Raw genomic sequence first — 17,971 nt, forward strand, 5'->3', positions numbered from 1 at the left:
ATTGAATGCGCTGTTTTAGTAATCAGATTTGTCTCACCGTCTTTTAATGTGTGTGATATATTCGCGGAAAATTCCCTCCCGCTTTTACAGGCTCTGATCATGAAGAATTACGACGATCTGCAGCGTTTTAAAGAGAAAACGCAGACGCTTGACATCGCTTTTAAGGATATGTCCGGTCAATCGCAGGAAGCCGATCAAAGTCAGTGGGCGTTACTGCGTCAATTGACCACCGAACAAGAGCCTGAATTAGGCAGCGGTCAGCGCATTGATATGCCGCAACCACAGCCGATTCGCGGGGATGAATTCAGCGCACCGCCGGAACCGGCTCAGGCTGCACCCGCCACCCCGGCGCGCGCATCGATTCCCGATAGCCTGAACGCACCTGCCGCCGCGCAACCGGAGAGCGGCTCATCGCTGTTTCCGCCCGCGCCGTCGGTTAAGCCGCTCTCCTCTGCGACGCCATTAGCGCCGAAAGCCACGCGGGTCGAGCGCCAGGCGACAACCTCACTGTTTCCACCAGCAAAACCTGCCGCCGCGCCAGCCGCTCAGCCTGCTGCTGTTGCCGCACCGGCAGCTCCCGCGCCAATCGCGCCAGTGCCTCTGCCAACCCTGGCCGCTGCGGTTGAACCGGCACGTCCGGCTGCGCCAGCCCCGTCTCGCTTTGGTGCGCTGTTCCGCTCGCGTCCAGCCGAGCCGGCTAACCTGTCAAAAGAAACACCGTTAAAACCGCTACTGGAGAAGATTGCGCTATGCCGTTAGTTTGTGTGTGCTCGCCAAAAGGGGGAGTAGGGAAAACCACCATGGCGGCCAACCTTGCGTGGAGTCTGGCTCGCGCTGGCAGCAAGGTATTGGCAATCGATTTCGATGTTCAGAACGCCTTGCGCCTGCATTTCGGTGTACCGCTGAATGATGGTCGCGGCTTTGTGGCACGCTCTGAAGATCAGGCTGACTGGAGCCAATCGATTCTGACCACCGGCGGCAATATTTTCGTTATGCCGTATGGCGAGGTCAGCGAAGAGCAGCGTGAACGCTTTGAAGAAAATCTGGTAAAAGATCCCCATTTCCTGAAACGCGGGCTGGATACGGTGCTGAATTATCCGGGACTGGTGATTATCGCCGATTTTCCTCCCGGTCCGGGTCCGGCGCTTAAAGCAATGCAGGCACTTGCCGATATGCATTTAGTGGTGATGTTAGCGGATACCGCATCGGTCTCGTTGCTGCCGCAAATAGAAAATGACCGCATGATTGGTCGACCGCTGAATAATAAACGTGGTCACTATTTTGTCCTTAACCAGAGCGATAACCGCCGCAATATTAGCCGTGAAGTCACCGCTTTTATGCAGCAGCGCCTGGGTGAGAACTTATTAGGCGTGGTACATCGTGATGAAAGCGTCGCGGAAGCCAATGCCTCGCAACAATCGGTTTATGATTTCAGCCCAGCGTCTGCAGCTGCGTTTGATATCGAATTAGTGGCAAAACGCGTAGCCAATATCCTGGATATCACCGTGGGTAACGGCGAAGTTCAGGCACCTTTTCGCAGCCACTATTAATAATGAGGCCGACTCCGGCCACATAATAACAACACAGCTTCTTCAGGGTGAATCATGAGTAAACTCGGGTTTTACCTGCTGCTGCTGGTGCTTGCACCGGTGGCGGCGGTAATCGTCATCACGCCTATGGACAGCCAGAAGCAATATATATTTGGCTTAATCAGCATCGGGATGATGTTTTTACTGGGCTTCAGCAAAAGCCGCAAAATAACCATCGTTATGGTTATCTTATCCGCGCTGATGTCGACCCGATATATCTGGTGGCGTACTACGGAGACGCTGCAATTTAATTCTGAGATTGAAGCGATTCTCGGTATCGGCTTATATCTGGCCGAACTCTATGTCTGGCTGATCTTAATTCTCGGCTTCCTGCAAACCACCTGGCCATTAAAACGCACCATCGAACCTTTGCCGGATGATACCAGCCTGTGGCCGACGGTGGATGTTTATGTTCCAACCTACAACGAAAGCCTCGATGTGGTGCGTGATACCGTGCTGGCGGCGCAGTGTATTGATTACCCGCGCGACAAGCTGAAGGTCTATTTGCTGGATGACGGTAAGCGCAGTGAGTTCGCGGTATTTGCCGCCGATGTTGGCGTGGGTTACATCACCCGTGACGACAATAATCACGCTAAAGCCGGTAACCTCAACCACGCGATGAAGATCACCAAAGGTGAGCTGATTTGCATCTTCGACTGCGATCACGTGGCCACGCGCACCTTCCTGCAGGCGACGGTCGGTCCGTTCCTGAAAGACCCAAAGCTGGCGTTGCTGCAAACCCCGCACTACTTCTATTCACCGGATCCGTTCGAGCGTAACCTGCGCGCGGCCCGCAGCATCCCGAACGAAGGTTCACTGTTCTACGGCCCGGTGCAGCAGGGTAACGATAACTGGAACGCCACCTTCTTCTGCGGTTCTTGTGCGGTGATTCGCCGTAGCGCGCTGGAAGAGATCGGTGGTTTTGCGGTGGAAACCGTGACCGAAGATGCGCATACCGCGCTGAAAATGCAGCGTCGCGGTTGGGGATCGGCCTTTTTGGCGATTCCGCTGGCGGCCGGTCTGGCGACCGAGCGTCTTGGCCTGCACGTCGTGCAGCGTAACCGCTGGGCGCGTGGCATGACGCAGATCTTCCGCGTTGATAATCCGCTGTTTGGCCGTGGATTGAAGTGGCAGCAGCGTCTGTGCTACCTCAACGCCATGCTGCACTTCCAGTTTGGCTTGCCGCGCGTGGCGTTCCTGACGGCACCGCTGGCCTACCTGCTGTTCAACCTGAATATCATTCACTCGTCAGCCTCACTGATTTTCGCCTACGTCCTGCCGCATCTGGTGATGTCCCTCTACGTCAACTCGCGAATGAACGGCAAGTTCCGTTACACCTTCTGGGGCGAAATCTACGAAACCGTGATGTGCTTCCACCTCGTCATCCCAACGCTGCTCACCATGCTGGCACCGAAGCGCGGTAAGTTTAACGTAACGGATAAAGGCGGCCTGCTCGATCAGGGCTTCTTCGACTTCCACATCGTGCGTCCACATGTGATTGTCGCGGTGCTGCTGTCGATCGGCATCATCGCGGGCGTGGTGCGCGCCACCGCGCATGACTACTTTGGCGTTGATCCTTACGTTATTGCGCTCAACGTCGGCTGGGCGGTCTTCAGTTTGGTTATCCTGATGGCGGCGATTGCCGTGGCGCGCGAAACCAAGCAGGTGCGTAAAACCATCCGTATTGAAGTGCAGATTCCGGCGGTGATTCACTACGCCAGCGGCATCTCGTCACGCACGAAAACCAGCGATCTGTCGATGGGCGGCGCGCAGTTGGATGCGCCGGACAATCGTCACGAGCACGATGAAATTGAAGAGATCGATCTGCTGCTGAAGTCGGGCACCATCACCATTCCGGTGAACAAAATCTCCGGCGATGAGGAGAGCATCCGTCTGCGCTTTGGCGATATGCCGCTGTCGCGCCGCCGTGAGCTGGTGCGCGTGGTACTGGCGCGTGCCGATGCGTGGATTCAGCCGGAGTATAAGCAAGACAATCCACTGGTTTCGCTTGGCACCATTATTCGTACCGTCTTTGAGCTGTTCTGGCTGACCTGGAAAGATCGCCGTGAGAAGCGTAAGCGTGACAACCAGCCCGCAGTAAAAGAGGACAGCGCTGCATGAAGAATTTGACGCAAAGGTTGCTGGCAAGCTCGCTGGCAACGGCGCTGCTGCTCGCGCCAGCGTGGGCCGAAACCCCGCCAGTCACTCAGGATAGCGCTGCACTTTCAGACGTGCCGCCGCCGCAAGGCATCGAAAGCGCTGCCGATCCGCAGCTGCAACAGGCAGCGGGCGCTGCACCTTATGCGCCAGCGGAAACCGCACCGCAAACCGCTCCCGAAACCGCACCGGAAGCCGCATCGACAACGGAAAACAACACGCCTGCTGAACCTGCGTCCAGCGAACCTGCTGCCGCACCAGAAATGGTGCTGCCAACGGTAGCGCCAACCGCACCGGCGATGATGCCAGAAACGTCTTCCGTGACGCTTAACCAGCCAATCAGCAGCACCGTTTCGGTGGCGCAAATGGGCCAGCCGCGCGGCATTACGTTGACCGGCGGCCAGCTGCAATCCGGCATCATGTTCACGCTGCCCAGCGATGAAGTGATCACCAACGCGCGTCTTAATCTGTCGCTGCGCGTCTCGGCGGCGCTGGCCGCGCGTAACACCTCGCTGCAGCTGATGCTGAACGGTCAGCCGCTGGGTACCTTGCCTTTGGGCGCCAGCGACAGCGATGTCAGCGATTACCAGCTGGATATTCCGGCGGCGATGGTGGTGTCCAGCAATAACCTCAGCTTCAAGATTAACGATGCCGACAAGCTGCTGTGCGAGAAAGAGAGCGCGCAGCAGTATCAGGTATCGATTTTGCCGAAGACCACGCTGAGCCTCGAAGGGCAGCAGCTGAACATCGGCACCAGCCTGCGTAACTTCCCGCGTCCGTTTATCGATGCGCAGCGCATGACGCCCGCCAGCGTCACCTTTGGCTTTGCCGCCAATCTCGCGCCGGACAGCATCAGCGCCGCTGCGCTGGTGGCATCGTGGATGGGCATTCAGTCGGATTATCGTGGCATCCGTTTCCCGGTGGTGCGCGGCGATCTGCCTGAACACAACGGCATTCTGGTCGGCCATCCGGGCGACAAAATTGGTACCGTAACCTTGCCAGCCACCAGTGGTCCGCTGCTGCAGGTGATCGATAACCCGAACAATCCGGTCTACAAACTGCTGCTGGTGGTGGGCGCAAATGACGATCAGCTACGTCAGGCCGCTAACCGTTTAACCACTCAGCCGTTGGCGACCGATGCCAGCAGCCTTAACGTGCAGCCGCAGCCGATAGGTGAACGTAAGCCGTACGATGCGCCGCGCTGGATCAACACCATGCGCCCGGTGCGTTTGAGCGAACTGCTGCGCAAAGATCAGAGCCTGACCACCACCGGCATCTGGCACGATGCGCTGAGCGTCAACTTCCGCGCGGCGCCAGACCTGTTCCTGTGGGATGGCGACACCATTCCGGTGGAGCTGCACTATCGCTTCCCATCCGAAAGCTGGATTGATGAGGACAACTCGTTCCTCAACGTCATGATTAACGGCACGTTCCTGCGCAATCTTACGGTGAATAAAGTCGGTTTGCTGGAGAGCGCCTGGCATCGGCTGGGCGGCGACGCGCGTCAGGAGCATTACACCCTGAAGCTCGAACCGTACCTGATTTACGGTGACAATCAGCTGGCGCTCTACTTCAACATCAAGCCGAAAGCGGATGCGCCGTGCGGCGTGCTGCTGAACAACAACATTAAGAGCCGCATCGAAGAGGATTCGTGGATCGATCTGAGCCACACGCGCCACTTCACCATGCTGCCGAATCTCTCTTACTTTGTTGGCGCTTCGTTCCCGTTCTCGCGTCTGGCGGACTTCTCGCAGACCACGCTGCTGTTGCCGGAACAACCAAGCGATGCGGAGATCGCCACGCTGCTGGATATGGCCTCACGCGCCGGTAACGCTACCGGCGTGCCGCTGCTGCAAAATCAGGTGCTGTTTGGCCTGCCAAACGGCGGCACCAACATGACGCGCCTGCAGCAGAGCGATCTGCTGGCGGTCAGCACCACGCAGAACAACGACTTCAACCAGGCCATGCTGGCCAACACGCCGTTCGATACCAGCGGCAACACGCTGGGTGTGAAAGAGCCCACCACCTGGGACAAACTGCGCGGCTGGCTGACCGGCGACTGGTATCGCCAGCCGCTGGATGCCGATCGTTACTTCTCCTCCAACGAAGCGTGGCGCGGCTTTGTCAGCTATCGCTCGCCGTGGAACCCGGATCGCTTAGTGGTGATGACGGTGGCGACCAGCGATCAGCAACTGCTGCGCCTGCATGAAGATTTGAATTCCGCGCGCATTAACGCCGGAATTCGCGGCGATACCGCCATCATCACCGATGAGAACGGCATCCGCAGCTTCCGCGTTGGCCCACAATTCCCGAGCGGCGAAATGCCGTGGTACATGATGGTGGTGTGGTATGCCAACCAGCACTCGGTGCTGATGGCGCTGGCGGCGCTGCTGCTTTCAGCGTTGGTCGGCGGCGGTGCGTGGGTGATGCTGAAACGTCATGCGTGGCGTCGTCTCAACCCAAAAGTTGATAGCAAGTCCGGCAAGAAGTAAGGATAAAAACAATGAAAAAACATCTGTTAAGTGCCGGTATTCGCCATGCCTTGATTCTGGGTGGCGCGCTGACGCTCTCTCAGCCGCTGCTGGCGGCGGAGAGCAGTAATCCTGCGTTACAGGCGCTGTTCGATCAGGCGGCTTACTGGCACCAGAAAGCGCATGACGATTTGGCCAAAGCCTCGCTGCAGAAAGTGCTGATGGTTGAGCCCAACAACACGCAGGCGCTTTATCTGCTGGCGCTCTATTCACAGCAGAGCGGCGGCACGGCGGAGGCGGCGCAGTGGCGTGCGCGCCTGAGCGCGGCCTCGCCGAACGATCCGCATCTCACCGAGCTGGATAACGCCCGCCAGCTGCAAACCATTCCGCAGGCGCAGCTGCAGTTAGCGCGCCAGCAGGCACGCAGCGGCAACATCGCGGCGTCGCTGCAAACCTGGCGTAACACCTTCAGCGGCAACGAACCGCCGCCGAGCGTGGCAGCCGAATATTATCTGACCATGGCGGGCGATCGCTCGCTGCTGCCGCAGGCGGTTGAAGCGCTGCGTCAGTTCTCCGCCGATCATCCGCAGGATACCGGCGCCAAGCTGGCGCTGGGTAAAGCGCTGACCTATCAGGAAGCAACGCGTCGTCAGGGTATCGATGTGCTCGGCAGCCTGGCAGACGGCAACAAAGAAGCGGACCGTTCGCTGCGTCAGGCGCTGTTGTGGCTGGGTCCGCAGGCGTCCGATGCGTCGCTGTACCAAACCTGGCAGCAGCGCCATCCGCAAGACAACGCGGTGCTGGATTACTACCGTAAAAACGTTGGCGGTGCGGAGAAGGGCGCAGGCTTTACCGCGCTGAACAGCGGCGACGTCAGCAACGCGCAGAACAACTTTGAGAAAGTACTGCAAGCTAATCCGCAAGATGCGGATGCGCTGGCCGGTATGGGCTATGTGGCCCAGCGCGCCGGGCGTTATGCCGAAGCGGCGGATTACCTGACGCGCGCGGCGCAGATGGGTGGCGATCAGAGCGACACGCGCCAGAAGCAGGCCGCCGATGCACGCTTCTACGCGCAGCTGGCCTCCGCGCAGCAGGCGCTGAAAAATGGCGACAGCGCGCAGGCGTTGGCGCTGAGCGAACCGCTGGCGCAGGCCGACGGCGACAAAGGCGTCTCTGCCAAACTGTTCCGTGCCGATGTGCAGCGTCGCAGCAATCAGCTCGATCAGGCGGAGCAAACCTATCGCGCCATCCTGCAAAGCGATGCCAATAACCGCAACGCCAAAGAGGGCTTGTTCTACGTGCTGCGTCAGCAGAACCGTGGCGCAGAAGCCAATACGTTGCTGGCATCACTGCCCGACAGCGTGCGCCAAAGCGTGGCACCGCGCGGCAGCAGCACCGATCCGATTCGTGCGCAGGCCAAGCGTGAAGTGGCGGCGGGCAATAACAGCGCGGCTATCGCCACCTTGACCTCGGGTATTCAGCGCTATCCCAACGATGGCTGGCTGCGTCTCGATCTGGCACGTCTCTACCGCGCGCAGGGCAACAACATGATGGCGGCCAATATCATGCAGCCCACCCTGCGCAGCGGCGCCAGCACCACCGAACTCTATGCGGGTGCGTTAAACGCCAGCGAAAGCAGCGCGTGGCAGCAGGCGAGTCAGTTGCTGTCTCGCATTCCCAACAGCAGCAAAAACAGCGATATGCGCGAGCTGGCGCAGCGCGTCAACTTCAACCTGCAGATGGCTACCGCCGATCAGTATCTGGCGCAGGGCTCGAACGCGGCAGCGGCCAACACCCTGCGCGCGCTGGCCTCTACGCCGCCCGCCAATCCGGTGGATGCCGGTAACCTGGCGCAGAAGCTGGCGAAAGCCGGCGATCTCACCAGCGCGGTGTCCGTTGTGCGCAGCAACATGCAGCGCGGCATTCAGGGCAATGCCGGTGATTACGCCGCGCAGGTGGCGGTGCTGAATCAGGCCGGGCTGAATACCGAAGCGCAGAGCTTCCTCAGCAGCCCGGAACTGCAGGCACGCAGCACGCCAACCCAGCTGGCGGGCATCCGCAACGGCTACGTGATCAACGAAGTGGATCGTCTGCGCGAGCAGAAACAGTACGCCGCCGCTTACGACAAGCTGGTGGGCGCGCTGCAGCACGATCCGCAGAACCGCGATCTGATGTTCGCCATGGCGCGACTCTACCAGTCCGGCAAGATGAATAAAGAAGCGGGCGTGGTGTACGACTACCTGATGACGCAGGATACGCCAACGCAAGACGCGCGCACCGGCGCCATCAACGTGGCGCTGGCGCAGAATGACGTCAACAAAGCCAATACCTTAACGCGCGGCCTGCGCAACGAGCAGTCGCCGGATCGCTTGCTGCTGTTAGCCCGCGTGGCCGAAGCCAACGGCGAACACAGCCAGGCGATGAGCTACCTGCGCACCGCGCGCGGTCAGCTGATTGGTCTGCAGGGCGCAGAAACCGGCAGCGTGCCAAACGTCGGTGGTCTGGCGCTGGCCGACAATCCGTTTATCAATCGCGGCACCTCGCCGGTGGGGCGTACGCCTTCCAGCTATGGCGCGGTGATGCCGTGGCAGTCGGCACCGGCGGCTACCAGCAGCGCCGAAGGCGTGACGCTGGCGAGCAACACCCCGGCGGTTCAGCAGAGCCAGACGCTGCGCCAAATCGACAACATGATGGATGACCTGCAAGAGAAAACCGGCACCTGGGTGCAGGGTGAAATGCAGGTACGCGGTCGTGATGGCGAATCAGGCTTGAGCAAACTCACCGAAGCCAAAGCGCCGCTCACCTTCTCCACCGTGCCGTTTGGCGAGTCGCGCTTCGACTTCACCATGACGCCGGTTTCCCTCACCGCCGGCAGCGCCGGTGGCGACGCATGGCGTCGATTCGGCACCAACGCGCTGGTGCAGGGCAATGTGGTTGCCACCGGTGCGGCGAAAATTGATGATACGCCCAACTCCACCACCGATTCGCAATCCGCGACCGGCGTGGAGCTGAACATGGCGCTGAAGGGCGACAGCTACAAGATTGACCTCGGCAGCACGCCGCTGGGTCAGGACTTGAGTACGCTGGTTGGCGGCGTGCAGTGGTCGCCGAAGCTGACCGACTTCCTGACGCTGATCCTTACCGGTGAACGCCGCGCGATGACCGACAGCTTGCTGTCGTATGTCGGCGTCGAAGACAAAACCAGCGGTAAACGCTGGGGCCGCGTGACTAAAAACGGCGGTAACGCCTTGCTGAGTTACGACAACGGCGATGCCGGTTTTTATGTCGGCGGCGGCGCGTACAGCTACATCGGCGAAAACGTGGCGAGCAACAACAGCGTGCAGGCGACCGCAGGCGCGTATGTGCGTCCGTATCACCTCGACGATCGCGAGCTGAAAGTCGGCATGAGCTTGTCGTGGATGGATTACTCGAAAAACCTCAGCTACTTCAGCTACGGTCAGGGCGGTTACTTCAGCCCGCAGAACTATGCGTCGGTGTCGTTCCCTATCGAATTCAGCCGCAAGTTTGACGATCTGAAAGTGAACGTCGGCGGTTCGGTGGGTTATCAATCCTACAGTCAGGATAAGAGCGCCTACTTCCCGAATAATCCGTCGTTGCAGGCGCAGCTGCAAAGTCTGGCCGATCAAGGCTACGTGAAGGATGCGTTCTACAGCGGCGACAGCAAAAACGGCATTGGCTACAACCTGCATGCCGGTGCGGATTATAAGATCAACAAAGATGTCACCGTGGGCGGTCAGCTCGGCTACGACACCTTTGGCGATTACAACGAGAGCACCGCCAATCTGTACTTCCGTTACATGTTCGGAGATTACTAATGAGTGAGCAAGTAACCGCACGCGTCAGCCATCCGCATCAGCCGGGCTGGTTTGATTTGGTGAGCGCGATGATTGAGAGCATGCTGGACAACGCGGGCGAGGAAGCGGAAGGCTTTCTCAATGGCGTCGGCGTATCGCTGGCAACACGCTATCCTTTACCCGATGCGCGCACCGTGCAGGATCTGGAGCGTGAAATGAATTTGCAGCTGGCGCGATTTAACTGGGGCTTTGTGCAGTTACAGCCGCAGGAGAATGCCATTCTGATTCAGCACCACGCGCTGCCGCAGGGCGACAGCAACGTCGGTGTTGAACGTTGGCAGCTGGCGTTGAGCGCGGTGCTGGCGGGCGTGTATGCACAATGGCTGCAGGCACAAGGCGGCAGCGCGGCGGTGCCGGTGATGCTGGAGAACAACGACGGCGGCACGCTGCACTATCGATATCAATAGGATGCTGTAATGAGAGTGATGCGGTTCTGGCGTCAATGGATGCTGTGTTTCATGGTGATGTTTTTTAGCGCTCAGGCGGCCGCAGATGGCTGGAGTACCTATAAAAGCCGTTTTATGGGCAGCGATGGCCGAATTAGCGATACGGCCAACAATAACGTTAGCCATACCGAAGGGCAAGGCTACGGCATGTTGCTGGCGGTGGCGCATGACGATCGCGCCACTTTCGATCTGCTGTGGCAGTGGACGCGCAGCCATCTGCGTAATCCGCAAAACGATCTGTTCTACTGGCGCTACACGCCAGGCGCCGCCGATCCGATTGCCGACAAAAACAACGCTTCCGATGGTGATGTACTGATTGCCTGGGCGCTGCAACGTGCGGCACAGAAGTGGGGCGGCGATTATCAGCAGGCCTCCGACCGCATTCAGCGTGCGATCGTCAAGCTGAATGTGATCAGCTACGGCGGACATAAAGTGATGCTGCCGGGCGCGCAGGGCTTCAACAAAACCAGCTACGTGGTGCTTAATCCCTCTTATTTCCTGTTTGAGGCCTGGCGCGAATTTGCGGAACACAGCCATCTGCGTATCTGGAATGAGCTGATTGATGACGGCATGGATTTGCTGGGTGATATGCACTTCGGCAAAACCGGCCTGCCGCTCGATTGGGTGGCGCTGAATGCTGATGGTTCTGTGGCACCGGCGGTCGGCTATTCCAATCGCTTCAGCTATGACGCGATCCGTATTCCGCTAAATATCTGGTGGTACGACCCGCAAAGCCTGCGTCTGGTGCCGTTCCAGCGTGTCTGGCAAGGTTCGGCGCGCATGACCACGCCCGCCTGGTATGATGTGTTGGGCAACACGCCAGCGCCGTACAACATGGAGGGGGGATTGATTGCGGTGCGCGATTTAACCCTGGGCCAAACTCAGTATCTCAATGACACGCTGGCAGCGGATCAAAACTACTTTTCCGCCAGCCTGCAGCTGCTGACCTGGCTGGCATATCAGGAAAAGCGCTAAATCTCATTTTTGGCCTGGTCGACATAAATGGCGGCCAGGCCATATTTTCCAGCCTTGTCTGAATCTCATTTCATTGTGCTGCTTATCTTTGATTTCTTGAACGCGATCAAAATGGCAGCACTGACACACATGCAAATTTGTCATGCTAAAATGTATAGACAAAAGTGTATGGTAAAATGCAAACGGAACTGGAATTTGAGTGGGACCTTAGCAAAGCAGAGTCTAATCACCGCAAGCATGGCATCCGCTTCGAAATTGCCGTGCGCGTGTTTGATGATCCTTTTCATCTGTCTAGCCAGGATCGTTGTGAGAATGGCGAATATCGCTGGCAATCAATAGGTAATGTTATGGGCCATATTATTATTTTGGTGGCCCACACGGTACGTTTCGAGCAGGGCACTGAGATTATTCGCATCATTAGTGCACGTCCTGCCACGCGCAATGAGAGGAGACGCTATGAGCAAGGTTAGGTTTAAACGCAGCGAATTACCGCCGCTTTCGGATAGCCTGCAATCTGAACTGGACGCGCTGAGTCAAAAGCCGGATAGCGAGATTGATTGCGGTGAAATCGCCCCGTTAAATGAACGTTTCTGGAACAGTGCTTCCAGCGGGCGATTTTATCGTCCGATTAAAACACAGGCTTCAGTCAGAATTGACGCGGATGTGCTTGAGTGGCTGAAAGCGCCGGGTAAAGGGTACCAGACGCGTTTGAACGCCATTTTGCGCGCGGCGATGCTGCGCGAATTAGAAAGCAAATAGTGCCCGGGCGGCTTAACAAGCCGCCGCTATTCAAAATCCGCATACGGCGTCAGCGGTTGTGGCGGCATATCCATATCGCCATTCCAGCCGGACATTGAGTAGCGCATGAAAATCAAACCGTGGCTTGGGGTGTAATCTTTCGCTTGCTGTATATCCATCGCCAGGCCCACCGACCAATGCGGCGTAATGCGTCGCTCCACCAGCGCCTGCAGCGTGTAGCCAAAACCTCTACCCGAACTGCTGTCTGAGGTGGGATTCGACGCCAGCGTAAAGCCAGGATTGACCGGATAGCGCTGCTGCCCGTCGGTATGCGATTGCGACCAGGAAACCGAGCCGCCGAGATCAAACGACCAGTTCTCTGTGCGCTGGCGATAGGTCACCGGCAGCGACAGCGAGAAATATTGCTGCGGGCTGTAATAGCCGCCCTGACCGAAGGTGTAGTCGCTGAGATTCTTCTGGTAATGCCACAGCATGCTGTTCAGGCCCACGGTGGCGCGGCGATTATTTTCATTAATCAGCTTGTAGTAATAGCCCGCCATCAGGCGCTCGCGGCTGTTATCCGCCACGTTATCACCGCTGAGTTGATGCGCACTGATATCGCCCCACACGCCATGCGCGCCGCCCTGATCATAACTCAGTCCGAGCGAGCCGCCGGTTGCCACCACGCCGCCCCAGGTTTTGCCGCCGTTTGCCGCGGGATCGCGCGCGCCTGCGTACGCCAGCAGCGAGCTGGAGATCGGTCGGCGTGATGCGGTGAACGTCAGGCCAATGTCTTTGACGTCGGTTTTCCAACTGACGCCGCCGACCCAGTTGCGGGTCTCGAAGCCGAGCGGCGTGGTGCCGAAGTCTGCCGACCAGCGATCGTTATGCCAGCCCACGCCTAGCGCGGTACCTTCATCGCGCTGAGTAAAGTCGCGGCTGCATCCGCCGGAATTGTCATCGTTACAGCTGCCGAACTGCTCGCTGTGGCTGCCGTTGCTGGTGGAGAAAGTGCCGGCTGAAACCCGCACATGATCGACACGCACAAAGCTGTGGCCATCGGCCAGCGGTGTTTCCGCCTGCATCATGGTGGTATGGGCGGTGAAATCGGAAGTGCCGCCGTTGCCTTTGTTGCGCGAGTAATCCTGCTCCAGCGTGAACGTGGTGTCCTGCTGACGATAAAGATCGGCGGCGTCGCTGCGGATGCTGCGTTTCAGCCAGTCATCCTGCGCCTGATTGCGGGTTAATTGCGTATAACGATCGTTATCCTGTGGCACATCCGGGCTGATGCCGCTCGCGGCCATCGCCCGTTGATAATCCTGCTGCGCTTGTGCGGGTTGTTGCAGCTGTGTTTCCAGCCGCGCCGCATCGCGAAACACCAACGCTTTTTCCTGTGACGCGGCCTGTTGCGTCGCGCGGGTTTTCAGCTCAGCAAAAATCTGTTGAGCACGCACCGCATCGCCACTGTTTTGCCAGGCGAGCGCCACGCGGCGACCGCTGTTCACGCTTTGCTGCGCCACGCCGGGCGGCAAGGCTTGTAACGCGCGTTGCGCTTCTGCAGGGCGTTTTAAGGCGATCAAGGCTTCGATACGACCCAGCGCCGCATCGCCGTTTTTACGGTCTTGCTGCAACACCTTTTGATAGTTCGCCAGCGCGCGGCGGGCGTCGCCGCGCTCCAGCGCCCAATCGGCCAGCGTGATATCGCGGCGGATAGAAGCGGGTTGCTGTTGCAGTAGCGCAATCGCCGCCGTTTCATCGCCGCGCGTGCGTAAATCACTGGCGCGGGTAAACACCTTGTCCTGCTCGAGACGATCGGCCAGCTCGTGCATGTTGCTGTCCCAGCGCGCAGTGGGCAGGCGATGCAAGGTGGCCAGCGCCGCGTCATCGCGGTCGCCAGAAGCCAGCCACAGCGCCGATGCATACAGCGCTGTGGGTTCCTGTGGATGCTGGCGCACCATCGCGTCCATCACCTGCGCGCCCTGAGTTTCTTCGCCGCCATTGCGCAGCGCGCCAGCCAGTCGATAAACCAGCCAGATATCATCAGGATTCGCCTGCGCTACCTGGCGATACTTCTCCGCCGCCTGATGCCATTGGCCTTGCTGCGCCAACGCATCGGCTTCGGCCATCAGCGCATCAGTGCGCAGCTGTAGCAGACGACGTTTCGCCGTGCTATTGCTGCGATCTAAGCGCAGCGCCTGCTGCCAATAACGCTCTGCCTGCGCAGAATTTTTACCCGCCAGCGCGGCATCACCCAAGCCAATCAGCGCCCAGCTATCGCGATTATCCAACCCTTGCGCGCTGCGGTAATAGCCTTCCGCCGCGGCGATATCGCCTTTTTTCAGCGCCGCATCACCGTTGTTGATCGCCAACCAGTAACGGTTGGTTTGCAGCAGCGACTGCCATTTGCCGATCTGCGTGCTGGCCTGACCGGCCTGTATCGCTTTCTCCAGCCAGCGAATGGCGGCGGCGCGATTGTTGGCTCGCGCCTGCGCCTGGCCCATCGCGCCCATCAATTCAGCATCGTTGGGATTGGCTGTTAGCGCGGCATTGAGCGCGGCAATCGCATTGGCGCCGCCTCCGGCATCCACCAGCGCTAAGCCACGCATCCGCTGGCGATACGCCGGATCGGCGAGCAGTTGTTGCTGACGCGCCAGCTCTTGCTGACCGCGCTGCTGGGCATCGCCTTCGGTAAAGGTTTGCAGATATTGCTGCAGGCTGGCGACGCTGCTTTCGCTCACCGGCTGATTCTGGATCTGCTGCAGCCACAGCTCGGAAGCGGCATCACGCCCGCCGTTGCGGTTGGCGAGACGACGCAACTGGGTGAAGGCTTCGCCCGGCTGATTGTTATCAAACGCCATGCGCGCCAGCTGCAGTTCTACGCCGATGTTGCCGGGATAGCGCTGTTCCAGCGCCTGCAACTGTTGATACGCTTGCGGCTGCTGGCCGGGTAAACGCGCCACCAGCCGCCAATACTCCAGCTCGGTATTCACATCGGGGAACACGCCGTGGAACAGCGTGTCCCACGCGGCTTTGGCTTCGACGACGTGCCCGGCGGTGGCCAGCAGTCGCGCCTGCTGCAGCTGCTGACGCCCTTCCGCAGTCACCAGACGCAAGCCGGCTGCTGATTCACGCGTGGCGGCGGCATTCGGTGCCACGCGCTTCAGTTCATCCAGCAGTTTTTGCGCTTTGGCCTGGTCGCCCTGGCGCAGTGCCATGCGGATTTGCGCCGCCAGCACCTGCGGATTATCAGGATCGATTTTTTCCAGTCGATAGAGCGATTGCTGTACCAGATCGATTTTGTTGGTCGATTCGCCGGTACGAATCTGCATTAGCAGCCACTCAACCGGCGAAACCTGGAGACCGCTCGGGGCGGCTGTCGCGCCTGCCAACACCCCGAGCGTGCTACTGATCAGCAATCCCAGCTGCAGCTTATTCATCGTTATCCAGCTCGGCCAGACGGCGACGGCTGACCATGCGCATTAAACGCCACGCCATCAGCGCAAACAGAACCACGACCACCACCGCGCAAATCGCCAGCCACACCGGATGGGTGGCCAGCAGATTCCACAGGCGTTCCCACCACGGCAGGTGACCGACGTAATAGGTATCGCCGACGCGGATGCTGTTAACGCCCGATTCACGGATCACCGTGGCGGTACCGAACACTGCCGCGCGTTTGCCGCTGTCGAGCAGCGCGTTATTCAGCAATTCCCAGCCGCGTGGGCTGTCGGCCAGCAATGCCACGACGCTGCGTTGATCGTTAAACGGTGACTGGAAGCCGACAATCGCGCCCATCGGCCCGCGTGAGCTAATGATGGTTTGGCTTTCTACCGCGCGTTCACTGTCAGAAATCGGTACGTTGGCTGCTGCGTTGTTGCGTGCAGGCATGCTGATCCAGCTACGGGCGGCATCGGCCAGCAGCGGGATCTTCGTGTCGTCCTGCAGATCCTGCGGAATGCCGCCGATCATCAACATATCCGCATCCGCCGATTTCGCTTTGCTCCAGTCATCGCTCATCTGCACGCGCAGCGCCGGATAACCGGTTTGTGCGCCGATACTGCCGAGCGCATTCAGCAGCGTGCTGACTTCATCATTGCTCGGCCTGGATGGCACCAGCACCAGCGTTTGCGCCAGATCGGCGTAGCGGCTGTACGGGAAACCGGCGTTGGCGAAGGCGCCCAGCGACGGCATTTCGATGTAGTGACGATAGCCGGAGAAATCGATGCTCGAGGTATCGTCGATCACCACGTGATGCCCGACGGCGGTGACGGTTTCGCAGCGGCCATCGGCGGTGCCGCCAATAAAGGTGTTGGCGTAATCAAAGTTAAAGCGCAGCTGATTCACTACGCCGAGGCGCAGCGCCGGAATGGTCAACTGGCGATTGCTGTCCTGCAAACCTTGCATCAGCGGGATGCGCATCAGCTGCTGGCCGGCGGTATCTTTCTGCGTCAGCGGATAATCCTGCATGAACTGATTGTTGAGATGCACCGCGAGGCGCGAACCATCCTGCTGAATCGGCGAGGTGTAGCGGTAGCGCAGATCCATATCGATGCCGCGTGCGCGCACCAAAAACAGATCCGGCGGCAGATTCAGCGTCAGGCTGATCGGATTCGGCTGCAAACCGTTGCCCTGTAGCTGGTTTTGATACTGCGTCAGCTCGGCAAAGGTGGTGCGGCGATCGGTGCGCACCCAGTTCGGCGCGTCGTACGGCTGGCGTGCGGCCAGCCGTTTTACGCTGTCGATGGTTGAGCTGTCGCCGCGCAGCAGCAGCTGGCCTTGCGCAATGCCTTCGACGGCGGTCAGCAGGTCATTATCGTCACGGCCGAGGATCAGCAGCATCTTCTCGTACGGATTGTCCGGCTGATTCACCATCTCCACCGTCGGTTTCTCCACTGGCGGCAGATCTTTCAGGAAGTCGGGACGATGATCGTTGGTGGCAAACACCACCGCATGCTGCTCTTTGGGCAGCTGGTTATACAGCACCGGGAAAGATTGTCCGCGCCACTGCGCTTTGCTGCCAAACCAGGAAGCCAGAATCCCGGCCGCACGCTGTTGCAGCAGATTCGGCGGGGCGTTGAAAACCATCGGCAGCTGCAACGGACGGCTGTCGCGCGTATCTAAGAACGGCTCCGGGAAATGCGACAGATCGTTCTTCAGCGGCAGCTTCTGCAGCGTCAAATCGAGTTTGCTGGCTTTGCCGATATCCAGCCAGATGGTGCTGTTGGCCGGGTTTTCACATACGTTGGCATAGTGACCTACCAGCTCAAGCCGCACGCGGTTGAAGTCGCTGATAAAGCGCGGATCGATAGGGATTTGCGTTTGGTTCTCTTTGCCGAGCTGCTCGGCGGTGACCGTCACCAATCCCACCAGTTCATCGTTGAGATAGACTTTGAGCTGCGACAGCGTCGGAATCAGCGCCGGCGAGGGACGATAGCTCAGATTCAGCAGCGCGCGCGTCACCACTTCATCGCTGCGCACGCCGAACTCAATCTGGCTGCTCGGTTCGGTACCGCGCAGCGTCATGCTGCCGGGCGGCGGAGCGACCTGATTAAACACCAGCTGGCTGTCACGCAGCGGCGCGTTGGCGTCGACCCGCGCATTCACCTCCGGTAACGGCTGCGGCGCAGTCATGGCGCCAGAAGTCAGCGGCGCGGCCTGCACCACAGAGACGCAGCCCAGCAGCAGGGCGGTGAACCAACTCAGTTTTTTCGTCATGGTCA

General features: G+C 59.2%; 11 protein-coding genes. 9 read left to right on the forward strand and 2 right to left on the reverse strand.

Features of this window, described 5'->3' with window-relative positions; translation table 11 throughout:
* The first annotated feature begins 99 nt into the window (after window positions 1–99).
* The 9 genes from bcsO (at window position 100) to P6287_RS00630 (ending at window position 12,272) form a co-directional block, all read left to right on the forward strand.
* Window positions 100–759 (forward strand): cellulose biosynthesis protein BcsO, encoded by a 660-nt coding sequence (gene bcsO, locus P6287_RS00590; RefSeq protein WP_277974350.1) that lies wholly within the window; start codon window positions 100–102, stop codon window positions 757–759.
* A complete protein-coding gene (gene bcsQ / locus P6287_RS00595; RefSeq protein WP_101763799.1) occupies window positions 750–1,550 on the forward strand; it encodes a cellulose biosynthesis protein BcsQ in 801 nt (266 codons plus the stop codon). Before bcsO ends, bcsQ begins: the two co-directional genes overlap by 10 nt.
* 54 nt (window positions 1,551–1,604) lie before the next feature.
* Window positions 1,605–3,710, forward strand: coding sequence for a UDP-forming cellulose synthase catalytic subunit (gene bcsA, locus P6287_RS00600; protein ID WP_101763798.1), 2,106 nt, complete (start codon window positions 1,605–1,607; stop codon window positions 3,708–3,710).
* The gene (gene bcsB / locus P6287_RS00605) at window positions 3,707–6,238 is read left to right on the forward strand and encodes a cellulose biosynthesis cyclic di-GMP-binding regulatory protein BcsB (RefSeq protein ID WP_277974351.1); all 2,532 of its coding nucleotides are present in this window, start codon (window positions 3,707–3,709) and stop codon (window positions 6,236–6,238) included. Before bcsA ends, bcsB (P6287_RS00605) begins: the two co-directional genes overlap by 4 nt.
* An 11-nt stretch (window positions 6,239–6,249) precedes the next feature.
* Window positions 6,250–10,053: a cellulose biosynthesis protein BcsC gene (locus tag P6287_RS00610; RefSeq protein ID WP_277974352.1), complete on the forward strand. Its 3,804-nt coding sequence runs from the start codon at window positions 6,250–6,252 to the stop codon at window positions 10,051–10,053.
* Window positions 10,053–10,499: a cellulose biosynthesis protein BcsD gene (gene bcsD, locus P6287_RS00615; protein WP_110867897.1), complete on the forward strand. Its 447-nt coding sequence runs from the start codon at window positions 10,053–10,055 to the stop codon at window positions 10,497–10,499. The genes P6287_RS00610 and bcsD overlap by 1 nt, the downstream gene beginning before the upstream one ends.
* Window positions 10,500–10,508: 9 nt before the next feature.
* The gene (locus P6287_RS00620; RefSeq protein WP_277974353.1) at window positions 10,509–11,513 is read left to right on the forward strand and encodes a glycosyl hydrolase family 8; all 1,005 of its coding nucleotides are present in this window, start codon (window positions 10,509–10,511) and stop codon (window positions 11,511–11,513) included.
* Between the two features lie 176 nt (window positions 11,514–11,689).
* Window positions 11,690–11,983, forward strand: a complete 294-nt coding sequence (locus P6287_RS00625; protein ID WP_110867898.1) for a BrnT family toxin — start codon at window positions 11,690–11,692, stop codon at window positions 11,981–11,983.
* On the forward strand, window positions 11,970–12,272 hold the full coding sequence (locus tag P6287_RS00630) for a BrnA antitoxin family protein (protein WP_192236869.1): 303 nt from the start codon (window positions 11,970–11,972) through the stop codon (window positions 12,270–12,272). Before P6287_RS00625 ends, P6287_RS00630 begins: the two co-directional genes overlap by 14 nt.
* Before the next feature lie 26 nt (window positions 12,273–12,298).
* Here P6287_RS00630 and bcsC read toward each other — a convergent pair whose 3' ends face one another.
* Both bcsC and bcsB (P6287_RS00640) read right to left on the reverse strand, forming a co-directional pair.
* Entirely contained in the window at window positions 12,299–15,688 is a 3,390-nt protein-coding gene (gene bcsC / locus P6287_RS00635) for a cellulose synthase complex outer membrane protein BcsC (protein ID WP_277974354.1), read from the reverse strand.
* A complete protein-coding gene (gene bcsB, locus P6287_RS00640; protein ID WP_277974355.1) occupies window positions 15,681–17,966 on the reverse strand; it encodes a cellulose biosynthesis cyclic di-GMP-binding regulatory protein BcsB in 2,286 nt (761 codons plus the stop codon). The genes bcsC and bcsB (P6287_RS00640) overlap by 8 nt, the downstream gene beginning before the upstream one ends.
* Between the last annotated feature and the right edge of the window lie 5 nt (window positions 17,967–17,971).

It is taken from the genome of Pantoea sp. X85, from assembly GCF_029623675.1.
Classification (GTDB): domain Bacteria; phylum Pseudomonadota; class Gammaproteobacteria; order Enterobacterales; family Enterobacteriaceae; genus Pantoea; species Pantoea leporis.